25 protein-coding genes are annotated in these 23567 nt (G+C 45.2%); 7 read left to right on the top strand and 18 right to left on the bottom strand.

The genetic code is table 11. The features are described from left to right. Positions 1-6: 6 nt before the first annotated feature. From M654_RS02350 to M654_RS02325, 6 genes are all read right to left on the bottom strand, one after another. The gene (locus tag M654_RS02350) at positions 7-651 is read right to left on the bottom strand and encodes a response regulator transcription factor (protein ID WP_026589154.1); all 645 of its coding nucleotides are present in this window, start codon (positions 649-651) and stop codon (positions 7-9) included. A 153-nt stretch (positions 652-804) separates the two neighbouring features. Next, positions 805-1176, bottom strand: coding sequence for a DUF423 domain-containing protein (locus tag M654_RS02345; RefSeq protein WP_026589155.1), 372 nt, complete (start codon positions 1174-1176; stop codon positions 805-807). Positions 1177-1242: 66 nt separating this feature from the next. Next, positions 1243-2544: a purine/pyrimidine permease gene (locus M654_RS02340; protein WP_026589156.1), complete on the bottom strand. Its 1302-nt coding sequence runs from the start codon at positions 2542-2544 to the stop codon at positions 1243-1245. A gap of 38 nt (positions 2545-2582) precedes the next feature. Then, positions 2583-2888, bottom strand: coding sequence for a YwdI family protein (locus M654_RS02335; RefSeq protein WP_026589157.1), 306 nt, complete (start codon positions 2886-2888; stop codon positions 2583-2585). A 260-nt stretch (positions 2889-3148) separates the two neighbouring features. Then, complete coding sequence (locus M654_RS02330) at positions 3149-3844, bottom strand: uracil-DNA glycosylase (RefSeq protein WP_026589158.1); 696 nt, start codon at positions 3842-3844, stop codon at positions 3149-3151. A gap of 14 nt (positions 3845-3858) precedes the next feature. Then, a complete protein-coding gene (locus tag M654_RS02325) occupies positions 3859-4677 on the bottom strand; it encodes a glycosyltransferase family 2 protein (protein ID WP_026589159.1) in 819 nt (272 codons plus the stop codon). 235 nt (positions 4678-4912) lie between these two features. Between M654_RS02325 and M654_RS02320 the strand changes: the two genes are divergently transcribed. Further along, a complete protein-coding gene (locus tag M654_RS02320) occupies positions 4913-5593 on the top strand; it encodes a DUF421 domain-containing protein (RefSeq protein ID WP_026589160.1) in 681 nt (226 codons plus the stop codon). A gap of 146 nt (positions 5594-5739) precedes the next feature. Beyond that, positions 5740-6552, top strand: a complete 813-nt coding sequence (locus M654_RS02315; RefSeq protein WP_026589161.1) for a bifunctional hydroxymethylpyrimidine kinase/phosphomethylpyrimidine kinase — start codon at positions 5740-5742, stop codon at positions 6550-6552. Positions 6553-6598: 46 nt separating this feature from the next. On the opposite strand, the gene M654_RS02310 is transcribed toward M654_RS02315, so the two are convergent. From M654_RS02310 to M654_RS02290, 5 genes are all read right to left on the bottom strand, one after another. Continuing rightward, a complete protein-coding gene (locus M654_RS02310; protein ID WP_026589162.1) occupies positions 6599-6871 on the bottom strand; it encodes a hypothetical protein in 273 nt (90 codons plus the stop codon). 72 nt (positions 6872-6943) lie between these two features. After that, positions 6944-8383: a sucrose-6-phosphate hydrolase gene (locus M654_RS02305; RefSeq protein ID WP_026589163.1), complete on the bottom strand. Its 1440-nt coding sequence runs from the start codon at positions 8381-8383 to the stop codon at positions 6944-6946. A gap of 12 nt (positions 8384-8395) precedes the next feature. Continuing rightward, positions 8396-9778 (bottom strand): sucrose-specific PTS transporter subunit IIBC, encoded by a 1383-nt coding sequence (locus M654_RS02300; protein WP_026589164.1) that lies wholly within the window; start codon positions 9776-9778, stop codon positions 8396-8398. A gap of 246 nt (positions 9779-10024) precedes the next feature. Further along, positions 10025-10855: a PRD domain-containing protein gene (locus M654_RS02295; RefSeq protein ID WP_026589165.1), complete on the bottom strand. Its 831-nt coding sequence runs from the start codon at positions 10853-10855 to the stop codon at positions 10025-10027. Between the two features lie 42 nt (positions 10856-10897). Continuing rightward, positions 10898-11185, bottom strand: a complete 288-nt coding sequence (locus M654_RS02290) for a hypothetical protein (RefSeq protein ID WP_026589166.1) — start codon at positions 11183-11185, stop codon at positions 10898-10900. A gap of 486 nt (positions 11186-11671) precedes the next feature. Here M654_RS02290 and M654_RS02285 point away from each other — a divergent pair, with 486 nt between their 5' ends. Both M654_RS02285 and M654_RS02280 read left to right on the top strand, forming a co-directional pair. Next, positions 11672-14077: a S8 family peptidase gene (locus M654_RS02285; protein ID WP_442858861.1), complete on the top strand. Its 2406-nt coding sequence runs from the start codon at positions 11672-11674 to the stop codon at positions 14075-14077. Between the two features lie 133 nt (positions 14078-14210). After that, entirely contained in the window at positions 14211-14459 is a 249-nt protein-coding gene (locus M654_RS02280; protein WP_026589168.1) for a hypothetical protein, read from the top strand. Here M654_RS02280 and M654_RS02275 read toward each other — a convergent pair. After that, complete coding sequence (locus tag M654_RS02275) at positions 14444-15460, bottom strand: LLM class flavin-dependent oxidoreductase (RefSeq protein ID WP_026589169.1); 1017 nt, start codon at positions 15458-15460, stop codon at positions 14444-14446. The two genes, M654_RS02280 and M654_RS02275, sit on opposite strands and share 16 nt — an antisense overlap. A gap of 86 nt (positions 15461-15546) precedes the next feature. Here M654_RS02275 and M654_RS23455 point away from each other — a divergent pair, with 86 nt between their 5' ends. Continuing rightward, positions 15547-15690, top strand: coding sequence for a hypothetical protein (locus M654_RS23455; RefSeq protein WP_201278488.1), 144 nt, complete (start codon positions 15547-15549; stop codon positions 15688-15690). A gap of 35 nt (positions 15691-15725) precedes the next feature. Here M654_RS23455 and nfsA read toward each other — a convergent pair whose 3' ends face one another. The 3 genes from nfsA to M654_RS02260 all read right to left on the bottom strand — a co-directional run bounded on the left by nfsA (position 15726) and on the right by M654_RS02260 (position 19190). Beyond that, the gene (gene nfsA / locus M654_RS02270) at positions 15726-16475 is read right to left on the bottom strand and encodes an oxygen-insensitive NADPH nitroreductase (RefSeq protein WP_026589170.1); all 750 of its coding nucleotides are present in this window, start codon (positions 16473-16475) and stop codon (positions 15726-15728) included. A gap of 242 nt (positions 16476-16717) precedes the next feature. After that, complete coding sequence (locus tag M654_RS02265) at positions 16718-17887, bottom strand: FtsW/RodA/SpoVE family cell cycle protein (protein WP_026589171.1); 1170 nt, start codon at positions 17885-17887, stop codon at positions 16718-16720. A 118-nt stretch (positions 17888-18005) separates the two neighbouring features. After that, complete coding sequence (locus M654_RS02260) at positions 18006-19190, bottom strand: FtsW/RodA/SpoVE family cell cycle protein (RefSeq protein ID WP_026589172.1); 1185 nt, start codon at positions 19188-19190, stop codon at positions 18006-18008. A 281-nt stretch (positions 19191-19471) separates the two neighbouring features. Here M654_RS02260 and M654_RS02255 point away from each other — a divergent pair, with 281 nt between their 5' ends. Further along, the gene (locus M654_RS02255; RefSeq protein WP_026589173.1) at positions 19472-20827 is read left to right on the top strand and encodes a YjiH family protein; all 1356 of its coding nucleotides are present in this window, start codon (positions 19472-19474) and stop codon (positions 20825-20827) included. Positions 20828-20867: 40 nt separating this feature from the next. Here M654_RS02255 and M654_RS02250 read toward each other — a convergent pair whose 3' ends face one another. After that, positions 20868-22031, bottom strand: coding sequence for a GNAT family N-acetyltransferase (locus M654_RS02250; RefSeq protein WP_051290441.1), 1164 nt, complete (start codon positions 22029-22031; stop codon positions 20868-20870). Positions 22032-22281: 250 nt separating this feature from the next. On the opposite strand from M654_RS02250, the gene ywcE reads away from it, so the two are divergent. After that, a complete protein-coding gene (gene ywcE, locus M654_RS02245; protein ID WP_026589175.1) occupies positions 22282-22542 on the top strand; it encodes a spore morphogenesis/germination protein YwcE in 261 nt (86 codons plus the stop codon). Between the two features lie 45 nt (positions 22543-22587). Here the strand turns inward: ywcE and qoxD are convergent, their stop codons facing one another. Then, the gene (qoxD, locus tag M654_RS02240) at positions 22588-22953 is read right to left on the bottom strand and encodes a cytochrome aa3 quinol oxidase subunit IV (RefSeq protein WP_026589176.1); all 366 of its coding nucleotides are present in this window, start codon (positions 22951-22953) and stop codon (positions 22588-22590) included. Further along, complete coding sequence (gene qoxC / locus M654_RS02235) at positions 22953-23567, bottom strand: cytochrome aa3 quinol oxidase subunit III (RefSeq protein ID WP_026589177.1); 615 nt, start codon at positions 23565-23567, stop codon at positions 22953-22955. Before qoxC ends, qoxD begins: the two co-directional genes overlap by 1 nt.

Here is a 23567-nt window from a genome sequence, read left to right as displayed (position 1 = left end):
CATTCCTCAGCTCAAATCGGTTTTTCCGGTTAGATAATAGATGGCGATTTGCGTTCGATGCTCAAGCCCCGTCTTCCCTAAAATCGAAGATATATAATTGGCAATCGTTCCTTCTGATATAAACAGCTCTTTGGCAATCTCTTTATTTGAACATCCTCTGGCGATTAAAGCCATAATTTGCAGCTCCCTTTCAGTGAACAGGCTCTTATCGATTTTGAGTTCCGGCTCTTGATTGCTTTTTAAATTTGACTTGATTTTGTCAAGCACAACATCCTGCATGACGGTATGGCCGTGGTATACACTTTTAATCGCATCTCTGATCCGTTCCGGTTCAGTGTTTTTTAGCAAATAGCCCTTCGCTCCGTTTTGGATGGAGGCCAAAATATATTCATCATCATCAAACGTCGTTAAGATGAACGGAGCAGCCTGCGTTTGTGTGGAAATCAGCTTGGCAGCCTCAACCCCGTTCATATCCGGCATGCGGACATCGAGCAAAGCAACATCCACTTGATGGGCCATGCAGTAATCAACAGCTTCGCGGCCGTCCCCGACAGTTGCCATCACTTCAAATTCATCGTAAGTGCTCAAAATAATTTTCATGCCTTCTCTTATAAATGAGTTATCATCCGCTATGATCACTTTTATTTTCATCGCTTTGTTTACACGGAGACCGGATTCTCCGCATGTGCACATCCCTTCTTTAATAAAAAAGGCCGAACCGGTTAATACCATTTAATTTATCATGAAAACGGGACTGTTAAAATAAAAAAATCCAATCCTTCTAAAGGATTGGATTTTTAACGATTAGAGGTATTTTACCGCAGATACAACAACCATGATCCACGCTGCGATGAAAGCCACGCCGCCGAGCGGAGTGATGGCGCCGAGGACGCTGATTTGCGTGAGGCTGAGGACATATAAGCTGCCGGAAAATAAGACGATGCCGGCAAACATCAGCCAGCCCGCAGCCGTCACGCTCCCCGCGCCTGTAAGCTTTCCGGCAATCAGGGCGACGGCGATCAGCCCAAGTGCATGGTACATATGATATTGAACACCAGTCTGCCAGATTTGAAGATATTTTTCAGGGATCTTCCCTTCAAGCCCATGAGCCCCAAACGCCCCTAGAGCAACCGCAATCATTGCGTTTATCGAACCTAAAATGAGGAATAATTTCATGATATTTTCGCCCGCCTTTCTCTTCTCATCATAGCGTACAAACTCAAGATTTCAACTGACTGAACCTCATGACACAAGATTGTCAAATTTCTTTTTTCTAAGCTGGATCTGTTCCACCGCAATCGCTATGACCGTCCCCAGTACAAGACCATTGCTTAAAAGGGAGACAACAACAGGGTGCATCCCCGCCAAGGCGCTTTCAGGAACAAACATCACACCGACGCCCGCCAGAAGTGCAATTCCTGTAACAAAGCGGACGCGGCCGGCCTCGTTCTTCCCATAAGCGTCAAATTCAGCGAAAGCCATACCGACCATCGTCGAAAACACGACAAAATTAACGGCAAAACCAACCGGAGACGGGAGGCTCGCAAATACGTTCATGATATACGGAAAAAAGCTGATGAAAATCACAATCAGACTTCCGAGTAAAAAAGGTTTCTTCGAAGAGACCCGCGTCGTTTGAATAAACCCGGCCGCTCCGGAAATCGGCACCGTCCCTACAGCGCCGAGCAAACCGCTCAGCAAATGGCTGACTGAGGCGATGAAGCCCGCCGGTCGGGCCCGCTTCCTTTCTTCAAGCTTTTCAAACTGTTTAACGGCCCCTTCAACCACCCGGATGCTGGCCAGCATGTTGACAATCAATAACACCGTAATAAACAAGGATGTGACGATTAAACCGCTGTCAAACAGCGGAACGCCGAACGGAAAGATATCGGGCAGATGAAAAAGCTTATCCGCATGTTCCGGCGGCTTTGCGACGCCAAACACGGCAAACAGAATCCAGCCGCCAATAAGCGCTATCAAAATCGAGTATTGTTTAAGAAACGGAACATGCGATTTGCTCATCAGAAATGTTGTCAGCATAATGACGGCCGCAAGCAAAAAGACAGGAACATCAAGATCGTTTTGGCGGTAGCCGATCCCCATGACTCCTTTCACAATCGGCTCGGAAAGCTGAATGACCAAGAGCAAGAGATAAACGCCCGTCACAACAGGCGTAAACATGACAGCCAGCTTGTCGATGACTTTAAATAGGCTAAAAATAAAAAAGAAGACCGCACTTAGAAGCATTGCCCCCTGAAGCGCCTGAAGCGTTTCACCATAAGCGGCGAACACGGTTCCGGTCAGTCCCGCATAAATCGTGTATACTCCCCACCAAAGGCCGGCAGGGCTCTCATTAATCGGCAGACGGTGGCCCAGCAATGTTTGGATGAATGCCGTTGTCCCCAACACGAAAAACGTGCTTTGAATCAGCCCCGCCGTCTCCGTCTGATTCAGCTCAAATGACTGCCCGATCGCGATGGGCACCACGATGGCGGAAGCGATAATAAATGCCGTCCATTGTAAAGCCCCAAAAAGCAGTTTCAAGTTTATCAACCTCTCTTTTTCAAAAAAGCAAACGGCTCCTAGAAATCAAAAATTGAGTCCCCGTTAGCGTCTTCCTCATGTTTTTGTTTCTCTTTTTTTTGATACTGTTCAGCTCCGGCGGCTCCCATCATTTTTTCCAGCATCAGCTGGTCGCTCGAAGATTTTTTTGCCGGCTGAAGATATGGGGACGGCTGAGCTGTCGGTCTCTGCTGTTCAACGATGACGTCGCAGAGGGAACGAATGACCGCCACATGCATTTTTAACTCGTTCTCATGGGCGCTGTCCTTCGCTTTTTTTAATTCATCCTCCATCTTTTCCAGCAAGCTTGATATATGTATGTTCATCCATTCGATCCTCCAAACCGTTTCGATTTTCCATTTCATTTTAACAAATTACATTCTCTCGTGCTGAAAGCACTTTCCGATTTTTCAATCCCAAAAGGATATTTTTCGAAACAGCAGGTCCTTGTTTTCCAATTCAAAAAACAAAAAGCGAGCATCAACTCAGCCTAAAATCCTTTTTTCTTTCACCTCAAGAGTTGACGGGCGAACGTGAGTTCACGCATAATGCAAGAAAAAACAAACCGAGAACCGCCATCCTGAGTTTAGCGGTTCTCCAGATTTTCCAAATTGGGAATTGACCAGTCGATGGGTTCTTCATTGATTTTTTGCAAACATTGGTTTGCTCTGGAAAACGGCCTGCTTCCAAAAAATCCGTTTCTTGCCGAGAAAGGACTTGGGTGAGGCGACTGAATAATAAAATGCTTTGAAGTGTCGATCCTTTCTTTCTTCGCTTGGGCATGGCGGCCCCAAAGAATAAAGACCACCGGCTTCTCCCTTTTGTTCAAAACATCGATGACACTGTCCGTCAGCTGCTCCCAGCCCTTTCCTTTATGTGAATTCGCCTGTCCCCGACGCACGGTCAAAACGGTGTTTAAGAGGAGGACCCCCTGCTTGGCCCAGCTGACAAGTGAACCGTGATTGGGGATGTCTGCGCCAATGTCACTTTGCAATTCTATGAAAATATTTTTCAAAGATGGCGGCGGATTCACCCCCGGCTTTACGGAAAAGCTTAAGCCGTGCGCCTGACCCGGTCCGTGGTACGGATCCTGACCAAGGATGACGACCTTGACTTTTTCATAGGAAGTGTAGTGAAAAGCATTGTAAATATCGTTGGGTTCAGGATACACCGTATGCTCGACATACTCTCTTTTCAGCATTTCTCTCAACTCTTGATAATAGGGCTTTGCGAATTCATTTTTCAGCTGCTCCCACCAGCTGTCATTCAAAATCTGTTTCAATGGTTCAGCCTCCTTTAACTAAATTGCCTTTCGCGAACAAGCCTGGAAACGACAGGTTCGCCGTCCCATACAATTTTGCTTTCGGCCTCCCTCTTCTTCATAGCAGGTTCTTCAAGAAGCACAAAAAAGTTTTTCGTCGGCAGCTTTCCAAGCTGATGCTTTTCACTCAAGACATCTAAATAGTACTGCCTCTTGCCGTCAAGGTTGCTGGACTGATTGTCGCCTTGTTCTGAAAATGCGTAGATCACGCTTGCGGCAGGAACTCTTTTCACGCGAAACTGTTCGGCTGCACGCAGAAAAAAGTCCCAGTCCCAATAATTATGAACACCGGGATCAAAATAACCGATTTCAATGTGAAGCGAACGTTTATACATGCTTCCCGAAGGAACATATGTAGAAAATTTCCTCATCTCCTCTAAGTCAAACGTATAAGCGAAAAGATGCCGGTTTTTTGGGATTCTTGTGTCTTCTTCCTCTTTAAAGGACACAATCTCAGCATCGGAATACACAAAATCTGCCGTTTCCAGCGCTTTTGCCATTCTTTCCATATGGCATGGAGTGAAAAAATCATCGTCATCACACAGCATGATAACATCTCCTGACGCTTCTTTCACCCCTATGTTTCTCGCTTTCACATGCTTGACATTCTCAGTCAGGTGAAGCACCTTGATCGGCAGGTCTGAATAGAGCCGCTGAACAATGTCGACCGGCTCCCCCGCATCATTGACAATAATGATTTCAAATGGTTTGATGGACTGTTTTGCAATGGATTCAAGCAACTCACACAATGGGGAAATCCGATTGTGGGTTACGATAACGATCGAAATGTTCATGATTTGCTATGAGCGCTCCTTTTTCAAATTTACTTTTCCATTATAAATCACAAAACGAACGATTTGATATGAACAAAAGTCGGACATTTTTCCATTTCCCTCTTTTTTCCTGCATATGGGCTTTAGGATCGATTTCCTCCCAGACCCACAGAAGATGATGATGCATGAAAAGGATGGGCATTTGGAAATATAAAAGTTAATCATAACAGATGAGCAGATAGGGGCATTTCTACATATGAACATCATCGATCTTACGATTGAACTGCTAACAGGATTTATCTTTCTTTTTCTCATCGTTAAATTTGTCGGTAAGAAGATCATCGATCAAATTACACCCTTCACTTTTATCGCGTCTATCGTATTGGGAGAATTGCTGGGAAATGCTTTATATGACAAGCAAACAGGAGTTTTATATATTCTTTACTCCATGGCGTTATGGGGATTAATGATTTTTGCGGCCGAATTTCTGACACAAAAGTTCCTGTCTTTTCGCGGATTATTTGAAGGAAAACCGTCCGCACTTATCAAAAATGGGAAGGTCGATCGCGAAGAATTGAAGAAAAACCGCATGAATATCAATCAGCTGCAAAGCCTGCTTCGGCAAAGCGAAACGTTTTCCATTCGGGAAGTTGCTTTTTGTTATTTAGAGGCGAACGGTTCGATCAGCATCTTAAAAAAAGCAAAATATCAAAAAACGACCCAGGAAGACTTCAATATGCCTGCAAAATCCGTTTATGTACCTGTCACGCTCATACGCGACGGCAAAGTCTTATGGGATGAATTAAACGATCTGGGTTTTAATGAAGCCTGGTTAAAAACGCAAATCAGATCTCAAGGCGTTCCGACTGACTATAAAAATATTTTTTTAGCTGAGTGGCTGGAAGGTGACGGACTTTTTGTGCAGACTTTCAAATAATTTTTTGCTGATCAGTCATTCCATCGCCAGAACCAGGCGGGCATGACCGCCGGTCTCCATGATTTGTGATCATTTGAAAAGCTGTCTATAATAAAAACTAAACCAATCTATAGATGGAATTTTTTAAGGTGGAGGATTGACTGAACATGACAATGCACAAAGCGCTCACAATTGCCGGCTCAGATTCAAGCGGAGGAGCTGGTATTCAAGCCGATTTAAAAACCTTCCAGGAAAAGAATGTATACGGCATGACGGCCCTTACGGTTGTCGTCGCCATGGACCCCGACAACAGCTGGAATCACCAGGTATTCCCAATTGAGACCAATGTCATTCGCGCCCAGCTGTCCACGATCGTAAACGGGATCGGAGTAGACGCCATGAAAACCGGCATGCTTCCGACCGTTGAGATTATAGAGCTGACGGCGAAAACGATCAAAGAGCACAACATGAAAAACGTCGTCATCGACCCCGTCATGGTCTGCAAAGGAGCGAATGAAGTGCTGTATCCGGAACATGCCAAGGCATTGCGGGAACTTCTTGCTCCCCTTGCAACGGTGATTACGCCAAACCTTTTTGAAGCCGGACAGCTCAGCGGTTTCGGAGAAATTAAAACCGTTGAACAAATGAAGGATGCTGCCAAAGCTATTCATGACCTTGGCGCCAAATACGTCCTCATTACAGGAGGCGGCAAACTGGCCCACGAAAAAGCAGTCGATGTTTTATATGACGGTCAGACAGCAGAAGTTTTGGAAGGGGAGAGAATTGACACCCCGTACACCCACGGAGCGGGCTGCACCTACTCAGCGGCGGTCACGGCTGAGCTTGCAAAAGGAGCCGGTGTGAAGGATGCCATTTACTCGGCAAAAGATTTCATTACCGAAGCCATACGCGGATCTTTCCGATTAAATCAATACGTCGGTCCAACAAAACACTCCGCCTGGCGGCTTAACGGAAAATAAAACAAAAAGAACCCCTCTTACTTTTAAACAAGTAAAAGGGGTTTTATCAGCTTTCCCGCTTTGTTTTGATATTTCTCGCCGAGGATTTTAAAAAAGACTCGATCGATTCCACAAAAAGCGCATATTCCTTCATTTGATCATAAGTGCTTGAAAGCTTTTTTTGCGCTTCTTCATCATTCGAAATTGTTTTATCTTCGATGTCTCTGATCATTTGCTTCACCTGAAGGAGCAAATGTTGATACTCTTCCCTCGTATCCTCAATATGATCTGCTATTTTTTTCAACCGCATGGCTGTCGACTTTTGTTGGTTCTGATCCAAGCAAACAACTCCTTTACAACTGCACAGTATCTAAAAAAAGCATATCATAAAGGGATTGTACAGAAAATAGGATCAGGACATCGTCCATGATGTAACTTTCATGACGGTTTCTTTTCTGCCGCTAATCGATACATCATTATTTCCCGGGTAAGGAAAGTATCTCGCTGAAAATACTTCTTCACCGCCGTTGACGAAAATTTCGATTGAAGACGAGTCTAAAAAGACGTTTAAATCGCGGAGTTCGTTTAAACTGCAATGCCTTGATTCCACTCTTCCGTCAACACAGCTGTTTCTTTCCAGGGTGAGGACGCCGTCCGCTTTGCTGTATATAAGACGAGCCGCTCCCCTGAATGAGATTTCAAAGCCTTCCTCAATATGCGACGGTTCAATGTACAGCTCAGCGCTGTCGGGATGGTCGAGGTCCAATTGTTCTGCGGCCTGGCGAAGTGAAACCTCAACCGTTTTTTGTTCCCTTCGCAACGTTTTAAGTTCTTGAACCGGTTTTTGAATGAGCTTGTTTTCTTTTAATGTCAATTCCCTTGGCAATGTCATGCAGTGAACCCATTGATTCGGGATGGTCGGATGTTGCTGTTCATCCTGGTCGGGAACCCCCATCCAGGCGATTAAAATCCGCCGCCCTGATTCATCTAATGTCGTCTGCGGTGCATAAAAATCAAAGCCCTGATCAAGCTCTGTAAATTCTCCATGCTTGAATTCCGGCTTCCCTTCATCTAGTTCACCGACAAAATAACCTGACTGATAAACGTTTTGATAGCGGAAACCATCTGCTTTTAAGCCTTGCGGGCAGACGATTAAAACATCTTTGCCGCCAAGCGATATCATATCCGGACATTCCCACATATATCCAAACTCATCAAGCTGATCCGTATTCGAGCCGGTTATGTCGCCGAGAAACGACCAATCCCTCAAATTGTCTGAAGTAAAGAGCACAGCCCTTCCTTCAAGACGCTCAGTCTGGGCACCGAGTACCATGTACCAGCGCCCGTTCTTTTTCCAGACTTTCGGATCGCGGAAATGAGCCGTATAACCTTTCGGAAGCCTTGCGACAACCCCCTGTTTTTCAAAAGAAATGCCATCTTTTGAGACGGCGAGGCATTGGTAGGTTTCGCGGTCTCCTTCATCGTTCCTGACATTCCCCGTATAGAAAACATGGAGCAAATCATTCTCAACAATCGCACTTCCTGAGTAGCATCCATTTTTGTCATACCAATCGCTCGGTGTAAGGGCGATCTCTTCATGACGCCAGCGGACAAGATCACGGGAAGCATAATGCCCCCAAAACTTGGCCCCGTGCCCCGTCTTAAAAGGCATCCATTGATAAAAGAGGTGGTATGTCCCTTTCCAATGAATGAACCCGTTTGGATCGTTCAGCAGTCCGACAGGCGGCATGATGTGATAATGGAGACGATAAGGATCCTGATTGACAACGGTTTGATATTTTTCAACCCGGTCAATGGCTTGTTCGCGAAGTTCCTTGTCCCGCAGATTCATAAGCTAGCCTCCTTAGTTCTTCTTTTCATCTTCTTTAATCCCTAAGAAATAGGCTGTGATAAATGCCGCAATAACAGCGATAGCCATTCCGATTAAATAGTTGATGAGGTTGGCCGTTCCGAATGGCGCGGCGATCGCGATCATCGGAATGCCTGTCAGGCCGTAAGCGTTTGCGGCGACATTGGTAAAGACGACATAGGCTCCGCCGAGCGCTCCGCCGACCATCGCACCGATGAACGGCTTGCGGTACCGAAGATTGACTCCGAAAATAACCGGCTCGGTAATGCCGAGAAACGCTGAGAAAGCCGCCGGTAATGCGATCTCTTTTGTCTTTGCCCGTTTTGACAGGAAGAATACGGCGAGTCCGGCGCCGCCTTGGGCGACATTGGCCATCGACCAGATTGGAAGCAGATAGTTGCGTCCGATATCGGCGATAAGACCGGCCTCAATCGCATGAAAGCTGTGATGAACTCCGGTTAACACGATAAGGGAGTATGTCCCGCCAAAAATCAATCCCGCAACCGGTCCTGCATGATCGTAAACAAAGGTCAAAACATTCGTGATGCCGGAACCGAGGGCTCTTCCTAATGGCCCGATTGCAATAAACGCGATAAATCCTGTTGAAATAATGGTCAAAAACGGTGTTACCAAAAGGTCGATCGCATTCGGTACAAATTTTCTCGTCCACTTCTCAATTTTACTCATCACATAGACGGCCAAAAGAATCGGAATGACTGTTCCCTGATAGCCCAGCAGTTCAATCGGAAGGCCGAAGAAATCCATAACCTCAGGTTTTGCTTCAGTGAGTCCCCAAGGATTCAGCAGGCTCGGGTGAATCAAAATCCCCCCGATGACAGCCCCAAGATACGGGTTTCCACCAAATTCCTTCGCCGCGCTGATACCGATCAGAATCGGGAGAATGATAAAGGCGGCGCTTGAAAACATATCAAGAAGTTTAAACAGCGCTGTATCAGGACTGACCCATTGGAACGCTTTCATCATTCCCAAGAGTCCCATTAGTAAACCGCTTGCAACAATCGCCGGAATAATCGGCACAAATATATTTGACAGCGTTTTCGCAAAACGCGCCAAAGGGTTCATTTTTTGCTTCGCTGCCTCACTGTGCTGAACTGTTTCTTTTTGATCAAGCTGAAGTGTATTAGCAAATTGTTCATACACTTTGTTGACGAGTCCTGTACCAAAAATAATTTGATACTGTCCGGAGCTGGAAAATGCCCCTTTTACACCATCAAGCTCTTCAACCTTTTCCTGGTCGATTTTCGCTTCATCTTGAATGACCAACCGCAGCCGTGTAGCGCAATGAGCCGCACTGATGATATTATCTTCTCCGCCGAGCAGCTGAATGAGTCGTTCGGCAATTTCTTTGTGATTCATGATGACTCCTCCTTTTTTTTTAAAAAAAGCAGAAAAGACCTAAAATTCGCCAACGAATAAAGGACACATTCTCCCCATTCATCTGAGCAAATTTTAGGTCTTGCCTGCTTTACCAGTCACAATCCCCAGTATTTATTTTTTAACACGCTTTCATTTTATTATGTGATAACGCTTTCGTCAACTAGTTTTTTATATTTATATGAAATTTGACCTAAAAAAGCCTGATCGCGGGAGTATCAGGCGGTTTTATATATGGGAATCGTTTAAACGCTGGACATGCAGCGTAATATAGCCAATCTCCGATTCCGGGAGATGAAGATCATATTCGGTTTTTACGTAATCCGCCAGCCCTGCCGCACACCGGTAGCTTTCAGGATACTTTTGCTGGATGAAATAAAGCATGTCATCGTCCATCACGTGAAACGCTTCATCTGATTCCAGCCGATTAATCGCATACCTCAGATGTGTGACAAGACGTTGATAAGAGATGCTGTTCTCATCGATCGTCCGATTGAAGCAACATTCGATCTTTTCGATCATCTCTTTGATGATCGTCGTGTATTTAAGGGTTTTCTGCATGTTCTCCGCATCCATTTTGGCTGTGTGAATATGCAGTGCAATATAACCCGCTTCATCGTCCGGCAAATCGATGTCCAATTTCTCTTTGATCAAATCGATTGCCCAGAGACCGATCTCATATTCTTTTTTATAAAGCGCTTTAATTTCGTTTAATAATTTATTTTGAATGACAAATCCTTTACGGATTCGTTCAATTGCAAATGATAAATGATCCACAAGGGCGATGTGGATATGGTCGCTCAGCGGTGCGGACAGCTGCCCTTCCGCATAGCTGATAATCTCTTCGGCAGCTTCAATATGTTCTTCCGGAAGTGTTTCGAGGATTTGTTTAAATTTCTCATTTTCTTCATGAATGGTAAAAATCTTTTCTACCTTCTGTCTCAAAATGGTGTCATTTTTACCTTTTTGAAAAGCGATTCCCGGCCCCATGACAATTTTCTCTTGACCATCCTCCTTTATAATTGCCGCATTGTTGTTTAATACTTTGTATATTTTCAAGGCTGTCACCCACTTCCCGTTATGTGTGGGATTTTACCTTGTTTATGCGCACATGTAAAGTTCAGGTCCGGCTCTCACCCTTTTCACCGCTTTTTTATAGACGTCCAGGTTCCTCTCTTTCCGCCACGCGCCGGCAATCACTCTCTGATCTTTTGAAGTCCGTTCTTTTTTCTCCACAGCTGTGTCAGAAAAGCCGTCTAAAAACCGTTCAGCTTGTTGATATGTAGCACCGGCCGAAGTTAAAACGGTGACCTGGCTCTGCCGTACGGGCATCAGCCCATTCAACAGCATCACTGCCCATAATTTCAAAAATGAAACAAAGCTTTTCACAACAATCCCTCCTGATTTCAATTTTGAATCCTAGCAACTCTATTAAACTTTCTGGCTCTATCTTATCGCGGCAAAATGAAAATGTTTGTCACAATGTGTGTGAAAAATGATTCTAGTTTTTAGAAGTTTTGTTGAATACTGCTGGAAACAGGCCACAAATGTGGACAAAATAAAGTATCAGAGGTTTATTCACAGCTTATCCTAAGGATAAACACATATTACCCACAGCGTATATCCACATATCCACATAATCATTCAATATTTAGTATAAGAACACATATTCCCCACTATATCTATACACAATTTTATCAACTTATGCACAGAAAATTGTGTATAAGTATGTATCGATGGGGCCAATACATTGAATCTTTGAAAATTATTTCTATATTTAGAAGGATTTCTTTTTAAATGAGAGAATATTTTAAAAGTTCGAAACTCTAAACAATACTGATCCATAAGGGGGAAGACATATTGAAAAAACGTCTTATGCGTTCTGCCGTTTTTGTATTTATTTTATTATTCACATTATCCACATGCCTTTCCGGAGTGCAGGCAAAAACAGCTGCTGAAAAACAATCTCCGGAACTGAAGAAGGCGGAAGTTTACGGAGATATTGATGTAACATCAGATAAACAGACAACAGTCATCGTTGAATTGAAAGAGGAATCATTGGCAGAGGCAAAAGCGGAAGGAAAAAAACAAACAAAAGCTTCATTAAAAGCCGAACGCAGCAAAGCGAAAAATAAAGCGAAAAAAACAATCAAAAAGGCGAAAATCAAACGGGAGTATGATCGTGTTTTTTCGGGATTTTCCATGAAGCTGCCGGCGAGTGAAATTCCAAAGCTCCTTGCCGTTAAAGAAGTTAAAGCGGTTTATCCAAATGTGACATACAAACCTGACCGTGTAAAAGGTAAAGACGTGACAATTGCCGCAGACGCGTTTCATCCACAGATGGATAAAAGCGCGCCTTACATCGGAGCGGACCAGGCCTGGAAATCGGGCTATACCGGTAAAGGCATCAAGGTGGCCGTCATTGACACAGGTGTTGATTACACACATCCTGACTTAAAGAAAAACTTCGGGCCATACAAAGGATATGACTTTGTGGACAACGACTATGATCCTCAGGAAACACCTGCCGGCGACCCGCGCGGAGAAGCAACTGAACATGGTACACATGTTGCAGGCACAGTCGCCGCAAATGGACAGATCAAAGGGGTTGCGCCTGATGCGACACTTCTCGCCTACCGTGTACTCGGACCAGGCGGATCGGGTACGACTGAAAACGTCATCGCAGGGATAGAAAAAGCCGTCGCCGACGGAGCGGACGTTATGAACCTCTCCCTCGGAAATTCACTCAACAGCCCTGACTATGCGACGAGCATTGCGCTTGACTGGGCGATGTCAGAAGGTGTAACCGCGGTGACATCCAACGGCAACAGCGGACCTGAGAACTGGACCGTCGGATCGCCCGGAACCTCAAGGGAAGCGATTTCCGTCGGTGCTTCACAGCTCCCTTATAACGAGTATTCCGTAACGTTTGACTCTTATTCGACCGCCAAAGTGATGGGCTATGACGAAGAAAAAGACATTCAGACCTTGAACAATCAAGAGGTTGAGCTTGTTGAAGCAGGAATTGGGCAAGCTGACGATTTTGCAGGAAAAGATGTGAAAGGAAAAGTCGCGGTGATCCAAAGAGGTGTCCTCCCGTTTGTGGATAAAGCCGAAAATGCGAAAAAAGCCGGTGCGATTGGAGCTGTGATCTACAATAATGTATCCGGAGAAATCGAGCCCAACGTGACGGGTATGGCCGTACCGACCGTCAAACTGTCGAAAGAAGAGGGAGAAAAGCTTGTCCAGCAGATGAAAGAAGGGAAGCACACTGCTGTCTTTTCTTTTAAGTTGGATAAAAAGCTCGGTGAAACCATCGCATCCTTCTCATCCCGGGGCCCTGTCATGGATACTTGGATGATCAAGCCTGACGTTTCAGCACCAGGCGTCAATATTGTCAGTACGGTTCCTACACATGATCCGCAAAACCCTTACGGCTATGCCTCTATGCAAGGAACCAGCATGGCTTCGCCACACGTTGCAGGAACCGCTGCCATTTTAAAACAGGCCAAGCCCGACTGGGCGCCTGAGCAAATCAAGGCCGTCCTTATGAACACGGCCGAAAAACTAACGGATGAAAACGGCAAACCCTATCCGCACAATACGCAAGGCGCAGGCAGCATCCGGATCATGGACGCTCTCAAAGCTTCATCTATTGTGAGCCCTGGCAGCCATTCATTCGGCACCTATATGAAAAACAAAGGAAAGCAAACGAAAAAACAAGCACTTACGATCGAAAACCTTTCATCGTACAGAAAAGCCTATCAGCTTGAGTACTCTTTCAAAGGGCAAGGCATATCTGTAAAAGGAACACAGCGGGTCGTCATTCCTGCCAAGAAAACCGGTAAAGCGAATGTGAAGGTGACCGTCAACGCTGCGAAAACAAAAGCCGGAACATATGAGGGCACAGTGTATGTCCGCGACGGCAGCAGAAAAGTGGCCGAAATTCCGACCCTTTTGATTGTCAAAGAGCCCGACTACCCGCGCGTCACATCCGTAACCGTTGAACCGGGAACAAAAGAGGGGACATATACGGTCGAAGCTTATCTTCCAGGAGGGGCAGAAGAACTGGCATTTCTTGTGTATGACGAAAACCTTGAATTCATCGGACAGGCAGGGGTTTATAAAAACCAAGGAAAAGGGTATCAAACATATCAATGGAACGGAAAGATCAATGATACAACCGCCCTTAAACCGGGCAAATATCATATGCTCGCTTACGCCTCTTCTAAAGGAAAATCAAGCTATGTGCTGACAGAGGAGCCGTTTATCGTCGAATAATGGGAAGCCTTGTTGAGAGTCACTCAACAAGGCTTTTTTATGTTAAAATACGGATAATCAAACCCCCTCGCGTTCACAGGAGAAGCCCTTCTCTTTAAAACGCGAAAAAATCCAATCGGAGGATTTCGCTTATATGCTTTCATTTCTCGTATTATTCGGCTTATCCTTCATGTCGGTCTGCTTTATCTTTTTCACGGTATTGTATTTCACCCTCAACCTGCAAACAAACGAACGACACCCTTTTCAGAAAGCGGCGGAGCATACGGTAGACACGATCATTCTCGTGCCGCTCAGCTGGCTGTTTACCGCCGTATACATAGGGGTCCTGCTCATCCTTCTCCCCATCCGCAGTCTAATGAATGTTTTTCAGCAAAAACGCTGATGGTCTGCAAACGCCTCCGCTAAAAGGCGGTATGATTTCAGCTTATCCTGGAAATTGTGTGTGATTGTGACCGCCATGACTTCATCCGTTCCATAAGCGTCCGCCAAAGCAAGCAGCTGTTGTTTCACCTGTCGTTGTGTACCGATCACCATGCGATTTCGATTATCGTTGATTCTTCTCTTTTCATATGATGAATATTCATATGACTGCGCCGTTTCAAAAGATGGGAAGCCGTCTGTTACCAGCCCCTGTTCATTTGCCAATAAAGAAAAATCAAGGCTCTTGGCGAGGTGTTCTGCCTCTTCTTCAGTGTCCGCGCAAATCACAAATACAGCGACAATCACTTTCGGTTTGTCGCCCAGCACCGAAGGTTGGAATCGTTCCTTATATTGCCTGGCCGCTTCAGCTCCTCCCTCTCCATTGATAAATTGGGCAAAGGTATAGGCCGCACCGATTTGCGCAGCCAGTCTGGCGCTTTCCCCAGAGGAACCAAGCAGCCACACCTCCGGAGCGGAACTGACAGTCGGTGATGCGGTTAAATGCGGAAAGCGGTGGTGTTCATCGGCCAGATCGTACAGATATGTGACAAGATCATGAATCTGATCCGGATATTGATCCGTCTGACGCCTGCCGCCGTTTTGAAGAGCCATTGAAGCGATCGGCATACCCCCGGGCGCCCGGCCGATCCCCGCGTCAATCCTGCCTGGTGCAAGTCCTTCCAGAACGCGAAAGTTTTCAGCCACCTTATAAGCGCTGTAGTGGGGGAGCATAACCCCTCCTGACCCCAGACGAATCTTTGCTGTTTTCGCGGCGATAAACCCAAGCAAAACCTCAGGGCTTGACCCCGCCAGATTTCTCGAAAAATGGTGCTCAGACACCCAAAATCTCCTGTACCCAAGCTTCTCTGCCATTTGAGCAAGCTCGGCCGTCTGTCTGAGAGCTGTTTCAGGAGTGCTCCCTTCGGAAACAGGCGACTGATCCAGTATACTTAACGACAACATCGTCTTCCCTCCAATTTCTTCGTTTACTTTTTAGCCGTAAAAAGAAATAATAGTATCATGTAATCATTAAAGGAGCACCAGGATTGATGAATGAGCAAAAGCCGAAACAAAAACCGCATCCTCCAGCCGTACAAGAAAACTTTGCCAAAGGCTGTTTATTCGGAATCCTTTTCAGCCTTCCATTCTGGATCTTGTTTTATTTTTTCCTGAAACACGTCATGTCGATATAAACATGAAAGAAGCCCCTGTTGGAAGGGGCTTTTCTTTACCTTTTATTAAACCCTTTTTCTTTTACGAAATCATGCATATACGTTCGCTTCGGCTCCTTCAGGCTTTGGACGATCTGCTCTGTCCATTTGTCTTTCCTTTTGCCGTTTGTTCTGTTTTGATAGTAATTTGAAATGGTTTCGTCATACGCGTGCAATTGTTTGTGAAACCTTTCGTCATCTATATCATAAGTATTTTCGTGGTAAATATGCTCAAGCGGCAATCTTGGCTTTTGAGCGGACGGATTGGCCGGATGACCGACGACAAGCCCGAACAGCGGAAGGACATATTCAGGTGTACCCAGTACCTCTGCCACCTTGTTCAGAGCGTTGCGAATGCCGCCGATATAGCAGATGCCCAGCCCCATCGATTCAGCGGCAATCGACATGTTTTGTGCGGCAAGAGCGGCATCGATGACACTGACCATAAACGTTTCAGTGCTTTCAAGAGAGCCCTGGATGTCTTCCCCTTTTTCTCCGGCCATTTTCTGATGCCGGTAAAGATCTGCACAGAACACAAACAAATGGCCGTTTTTTTCAACATACGGCTGATCGCCAGCCAAAGCAGCAAGCTCGCGCTTCTTCGTTTGGTCGGTTACTCCGATAATCGAATAAGCTTGAATATAGCTGGAAGTTGATGCGCTTTGCGCGCTTTCTACAAGCAAATGCACCTCTTCTTTTGTCAGCGGCTGGTCCGTAAAGGACCGGATCGAACGGTGATTTAAAATGGTTTCAATCGTTTGATTCATTGCTATACCTCCTCATGACTTTATCATATCCAAAATCTGATGATCTCTAAAGCGAAACGGTTTCTCCGGGGAAAGGAAGCGGTATAAATTGAATCGAAAGAAAGATGACGCGCATACAGCGGGCTTTTGTGCTGATGGAACACCGGACAGTTTTGTTTGGAGAAGAAGTTCACACCCTCCATGTGGCGGCCGCTGCCGAATACAAATTAAAGACAGCCGGATCGGCTGTCTTTTTTTGGCGTTTATTTAAACATATAGCCTTGATATTTGCTTAGCTGGCAGCTTGCATTATAGACGATGGCATAGCCGATAAGGGCCGACAAAATAGAGCTGCCCCCATAGCTGACCAACAGCAGAGGAACACCTGTGACCGGCATCAGCCCGATGTTCATCCCGATGTTTTGGAACGTGTGAATCACAATCAGCGCGGTATACCCGACACAGAAAAAAGCGGCAAACCGATTATACCGATGTATTTTATCGATCAGAACGACAAGCCGGTAAATGAGAAAGAAAAATATCAGCACGACAAAAGTACAGCCGATAAAGCCAAAGCTTTCGCCGATGACGGCGAAGATAAAGTCGGTTTGGCCTTCAGGAACATGGACTTTCATATTGTTCATACCAGTGCCGAATATTTCTCCTGATCCAATCGCCATAACGGCTTTTTCTGTCTGATAAGTGTCATTGGCGGTCTGCTGGTCAGAATCAACCCATGTCATCACCCTGTTGATCTGGTACTCCTTAATATGCAGTGTATTCTGCGAAAACTCGGGAAAATGGATCACCAGAAATAAAACGAGCAAAACAAGCGAAACGCCGCTGCCGACGATGATAAAAATCAGTTTCCAATTGATTCCCGACAAAAACACCATGACGGCGACAAAGAACATGCAGATTCCAGCCGTCCCCGCGTCCTGCATCAAAATCAAGCCGATCGGAACCGCTGATACAGCCGCGATTTTCAGCAAAAGGTGAACATCCTCCCGCAAGGTGCGAGAACCCTTTGGACTCGCTTTTGAAATCACGGAAGCCAGCATCATGATCAAACCGATTTTCATAAACTCAGACGGCTGCAATGTCACCGTTCCAAATTGAAACCAGCTCTTCGCCCCTTTTTTAACCGGTGCAATCGACTCGGGACTGAATTTCAAAATGATCAATGACAGGATGCCAAATACAAATATATACACGCTGAACTTTTCGAGCTGCTCCAAATCAAAATAAAGAAAACCGACGACCACGGCAATGCCGAGCAAATAATAGATCAGCTGCTTTGCCGGATAGCCGTTTAAAGCGAATGACGGCTGTGCTGCATAAACAGCAATCACGCTGATGATAAAGAACACACTTAATATAAAAATCAAATCACCCTGATAATAGGGACTTGTCTCATTTTTCTTATGACCCATGATACCCCGCCTTATTCCTTCATCAAAAACACTATCTTTCATTATACATGAACAGTATCGAAGAATACACGAAAAGGGGGTGCTTCCCATAAAAATAACAGCCTGAATGTACAGGCTGTTATTTAAACATATAGCTTTGGTATCTCGTTAATTGGCAGCTTGCATTATAGACGATCGCAAACCCGATTAAAGTAGCGACGATGGAGCTCCCCCCATAGCTGACCAACAGCAGGGGAACACCTGTGACAGGCATAATTCCAATGTTCATGCCGATGTTTTGAAAGGTATGGATGACGATCAACGCCGTAAAACCTGCACAGAAAAATGAGGCAAATTTGCTGAACGGATGTATTCGGTCTATTAAAACGACAAGCCGGTAAATGAAAAAGAAAAACATGATGACGACAAAGGTGCAGCCGGTAAAACCGAAGCTCTCGCCAATGACGGCAAAAATAAAGTCTGTTTGGGCTTCGGGGACATATACTTGCAGATCGTTTACACCGTTGCCGAACACTTTTCCTGAACCGATCGCCATTTGCGCCCTGTCGACCTGCATTTTGTCATCTGCAGTTTGTTCGCTCGGATTAACCCAGGTCATAACCCGGTTAATCTGGTATTTCTCAATTCCGACCGCACCCGCAACATCCGGGAATTTGATGATGACATACAATATTAAAACGGCTACGCTGAGGCCTGATAAGAAGATCAGTGAAATGAGCTTCCAGTTGACACCTGAAAGGAAGATCATCACAAGAATCACAAACATGACGATCCCGGCCGTACCGGTGTCCTGTTCTAAAATCAGCCCCGCCGGCAAAATGACGATGCCGAAGATTTTCAATAAAAAGATCCAATCCTCTTTTAACGTCCGCTTTCCGGTTGGACTATGTTTGGACATAAACGATGCTAAATACATGATCAAGCCGATTTTCATAAACTCAGACGGCTGCAATGTAAAGCCGGGAAGCATAAACCAGCTTTTTGCGCCATTGATAACCGGAGCAAACCTGTAAGACCCTATATAAGAGGGGCTGAATTTTAACACAATCAGCATCAGGATGCCGAGTATGTAAAAATAAAAGCTGAGCTTTTCAAGCTGCTCCAAATCAAAGTATAGAAACAGAATGACGATGAGCGCTCCCAGCAAATAGTACAGGGACTGCTTCATCGCAAACGGCTCATTGTATTGGTTAAATTGCTGAGCGGCGTATACCGCCACAATGCTGATGATAAAAAAGACTATAAATACGAAGATCAAATCGCCTTGATAAAAGGGATTTGATATGTTTTTTCTCTGACTCATTCAAAATCCCGCCCTTATTTCTGACACAATGCAATATAGTGAAGACAGTATCAACTTCCTCACAAATGATATGACGTACAAAAAACCAAAATGTTTCGAATGAAACATACACAAAAAAATTCCTTCTTCATTTTAAAGGATTCTTCCAACTATTGTCGAATTTGATAAAGTCATTGATTTTTGATTGATTTGTATTAAAATGAGTAATGTTGCATAAAATTAAATTTTTGTCGGCAAATATTCATGGGCTGACGAAAGCATAACCATAAGGAGTTTTTAATTTGGATAAAGCACTTCAAAAGCGTAAACGGCTTGATCTGATAAAGTTTTTGATCCCTTCGCTTATCGGAATTATTTTATTTATGATTCCCGTTCAGATTGCAGGAGATTTAACGATTCCAATTGCGATTTTTTCTAATGCACTGCAGGAACTGCTTCACCGGCAGCTGCCGTTCATTATGATATTGATCGTCACCGTAACATTTATCTTAACCTTTATCACGAAAACCTTCCATCCGTCTTTCATCAAGAAAAGCGAATTTTTCTATAAGCTGCTGAATGTATCTTTATTCTGGTACATCGTCCGTTTGTTCGGGATGATTTTCGCAGTGATGACATATTTTAAGTTTGGACCTGAAGCCGTGTATGCCGACAGCACGGGTGGAACATTATTGTTTGATCTGCTTCCGGTTCTCTTTTCCGTCTTTTTTTTCGCAGGTCTTTTCCTGCCTTTTCTGCTGAATTTCGGTCTGTTGGAATTGTGCGGGGCGCTGATGAAAAAACTGATGAGGCCTGTCTTCAGGCTGCCCGGGCGGTCTTCCATTGATTGTATGGCCTCATGGCTTGGAGACGGAACGATCGGCGTTCTCCTCACAAGCAAACAATACGAAGACGGATTTTATACAAAGCGTGAGGCCGCCATCATCGGCACGACTTTCTCCGTCGTCTCCATCACATTCTGCCTCGTGATTATTTCGCAGGTGGGCTTGGGCCATATGTTTGTTCCATTTTATTTGACCATACTGCTGGCCGGAGCCGTTGCGGCCGTGGTCAGTCCTCGTATTCCGCCTTTATCAAGAAAGGCTGATACGTATATTACAGATCAGAAAGATCAGGACCATGAGCAGATTCCGGAAGGGTTCACACCGTTCAAATGGGGTCTCACCCAGGCTGTCGCCAAGGCGAAGCAGAATTCAAGCGTCAAAGAATTTTTGCAGGATGGGACCAAAAATGTACTCGATATGTGGATGGGCGTGGCTCCCGTCGTCATGGCGCTCGGCACGGCTGCACTGATTGTCGCCGAGTACACGCCTGTATTCAAGTGGCTTGGTCTGCCGTTTATCCCGCTGCTTCAGCTGCTGCAGGTCCCTGAAGCCGCAGAAGCCTCACAGACGCTTGTCGTCGGCTTTGCCGACATGTTCCTTCCGTCTGTGCTTGGAAGCGGCATTGAGAGCGATATGACGCGTTTCATCATCGCCTGTGTATCCGTCACTCAATTAATCTATATGTCTGAAGTCGGCGGCCTTCTGCTCGGTTCGAAAATCCCGGTGACATTTATCGACCTGGTCTTGATTTTTATCGTTCGAACGCTGATTACACTGCCTATCATTGTCTTGTGCGCCCACTTTATTTTTTAAAGTAAACGGCCCTTGGTTTCCATTCCAAGGGCTTTTTCATTCAGAAAAAGTCATTGATCCAAGGACTCCGCGGCCTGATCGTGTCATCCAGCCGCATCACTTCCTTTTCGCTTCCCGTCAGTCTGCCGGACTCATATAAAAACCGGGCGCTTCGCGCACCAAGGAAAAACGCCGTGAGAGCCGCGATATCGCCGGTGAGACAACCCGCATCTCTTTTTTCATCTGCGGCTTCAACACCCTGTTTATCAACCTTGAATGTTCGGTTATTCCATGGAGCCGCGTTGTCCTTGACCTGAAAAATGAACGGCTCTTCAATTCGCCGTCTGAGCGGGTATTGCTCCAGAAAAGAACCGATATCGGTGATTCTCGCCATCGCGTAGGGCTGAATTTCCTGCTTGATTTTTGGCTCATCAAGGTGATAATCGAGACCATCTTCAGGCTGGACTGTCATTTCAAGCTCTTCGATCATCGAGTCATGCTGGCAAATGAAATTCCATAGTCCCATCCGCGCTTCATGCCGAATGCAAATCAGCTCATCAATCGTCATTTTGCGATTTTCGATTGTGTAGAGCATATAGCCGAGCGGGACGCCTTCCTTTGAATAATATACAGCAGTTACCACGGAATCTTCCAAAATATCTGTCATCCAATAGTCTGCCTCCCGCCTTAACAAACCATTATGGCGGCTTCGGAACTGATCATATAGCAGTCCCGCTGCAGCCTGTCCTTCGGCTTTTTCCAGCCTTCTGACAAAGCCGTCCGTTTGTTCAAAAGGTGTGAGATGTTCACGCTTCAGCCGATAAACCTTTTGATAAAACGCCAATTCCCAGCCAAACTTGCGGTAAAAAGCGATTTTAAAAGGGTGTAAAAAGCTGATGGTCTGCTGATTCTCCCTCATTCTTTTCAAAGACTCCACCAATAGCTGTCTGACCGTTCCCTTTCGGCGTTCCTCAGGCCAAGCCGCGACACCTGCAATCCCTCCCATATCCATATCGAGATGCTCGATTTGAGCTTTAAACGGAATGATATTCAGCTTTGAAAGAAGTTTTCCGCCCTCTTTGATGCCAATCACTTCATGCTTTTGATAAAGTTGTTTTGCTTTTGCCAGTTCTTTTTCGGAAAGCTTTCTCTGAAAAGCATATTCTGAAAGGCTGATCGCTTCCAGAATATCCGCCTCTGACGTCAATTCGGCCAACCTTCGCATCATCAGCCTCCTAAGGTATATTTATTCCACAATATATTCTCTTTTCTGCCCTTTATTTCCTACTGAGCTGACGCAAAAATTGAGCCGTTAGTTGGAGCGGAAAATGTTTTCCATTATGTATCATTTTTCGAATAACGTGGTATAATAAATGTAACAGAATGTTCACAAAATATTCTTCAGTTAGACACAAATTCATATTTAACCCGCTTGTTTTGACAGCGTTATCATTATTGAAAGGGGCTGAAAACGTATGGATATGTTTTTCGCTTACTTGCTGATCGCAAGCGCCACTCCACTGTTTTTATGGCTGGATAACAAAAAGGTCGCACTTTCGTCTATACCGCCAATCATTTTAATGTGGGTATTCTTCTTTTTCTACATGACAAGCAGTCTTTCTCCTACAGGACACTCTCTCATGATCGCACTCTTCATTCTCAACGTCATCATTGCCCATGTCGCCGCCTTCTTGATTTACGGACTTCCATTGATTCGAAAACACATGAGCCGATAATACGAAAAAACCCTCTTGTTTCCAAGAGGGTTTTGCTTGATTTGATTAATGTCCGCTATGCTCAGAATGATGTTCACCCGGAGATCCGCCTTCAGGATTGTCTCCGTGATGAGTATGAGCCGCGAAGATCCAAATAGAACCGGCTACAATCGCAATTGCAATAAATGCAGCAAAGAGCGTGTTTCCGACTTGGATATTTCCGCTGTCACTTTCAGTCATATGCATAAACATCAAGAGCTGAAGTGCAGCCTGGATGATAGCAAAGCCAAAAATAATCCACAGCTTTGCAGTCATGCTTAAATCGGTATAGATCACCCATAGGGCCAATAAGGTGAGCACAATGGACATTACGAACCCGACAATATGCTTCCAAGGAAAGTGGCTGTGTTCAGCCGATTGTTTTGCCGCCATTATACATTCACCAACCCTATCAAATAGACTCCGGTAAAGATGAAGATCCATACCACGTCTAAAAAGTGCCAATATAAGCTTGAAATAAACAATTTAGCAGAAGTTTGCGGCGTCAGACCGCGCTTTTTCGTCTGCAGTAAAATACCGATGATCCAGAAGATACCGATCGACACGTGCAGTCCGTGCGTTCCAAGCAGGACGAAGAACGCCGACCAGAAAGCACTTGTTGATAAAGTGGCACCTTCATGCACATAATGTGTGAACTCCGTAATCTCATAGAATACAAAGCCTGCACCAAGCAGGAGTGTAATGATCATCCAAATCATCACACCTTTTAAGCTTCCGCGTCTCATTTCATGAACGGCAATACCGCATGTAAAACTGCTCGTTAACAGCAGGAACGTCATGATTAAGACAAGCTTGGCGTCAAACAGCTCTGCCGGCAATACGCCTCCTGCTGTCCGGTTATGAAGAACAGCATAGGTCGAAAACAGCGTAGAGAATAACGCAATTTCCGCTCCAAGAAAGATCCAAAAGCCAAGGATGTTCAATCTTCCTATCTCAGACCGATATTCCATAGGAGCGTTTGAATTGCTATGTTCTGCATGTTCCAT

Source organism: Bacillus sp. NSP9.1, from assembly GCF_000465465.2.
In the GTDB taxonomy this organism is placed as follows: Bacteria; Bacillota; Bacilli; order Bacillales; family Bacillaceae; genus Bacillus; species Bacillus sonorensis_A.
This window is presented reverse-complemented; position numbering and strand designations above follow the sequence as displayed.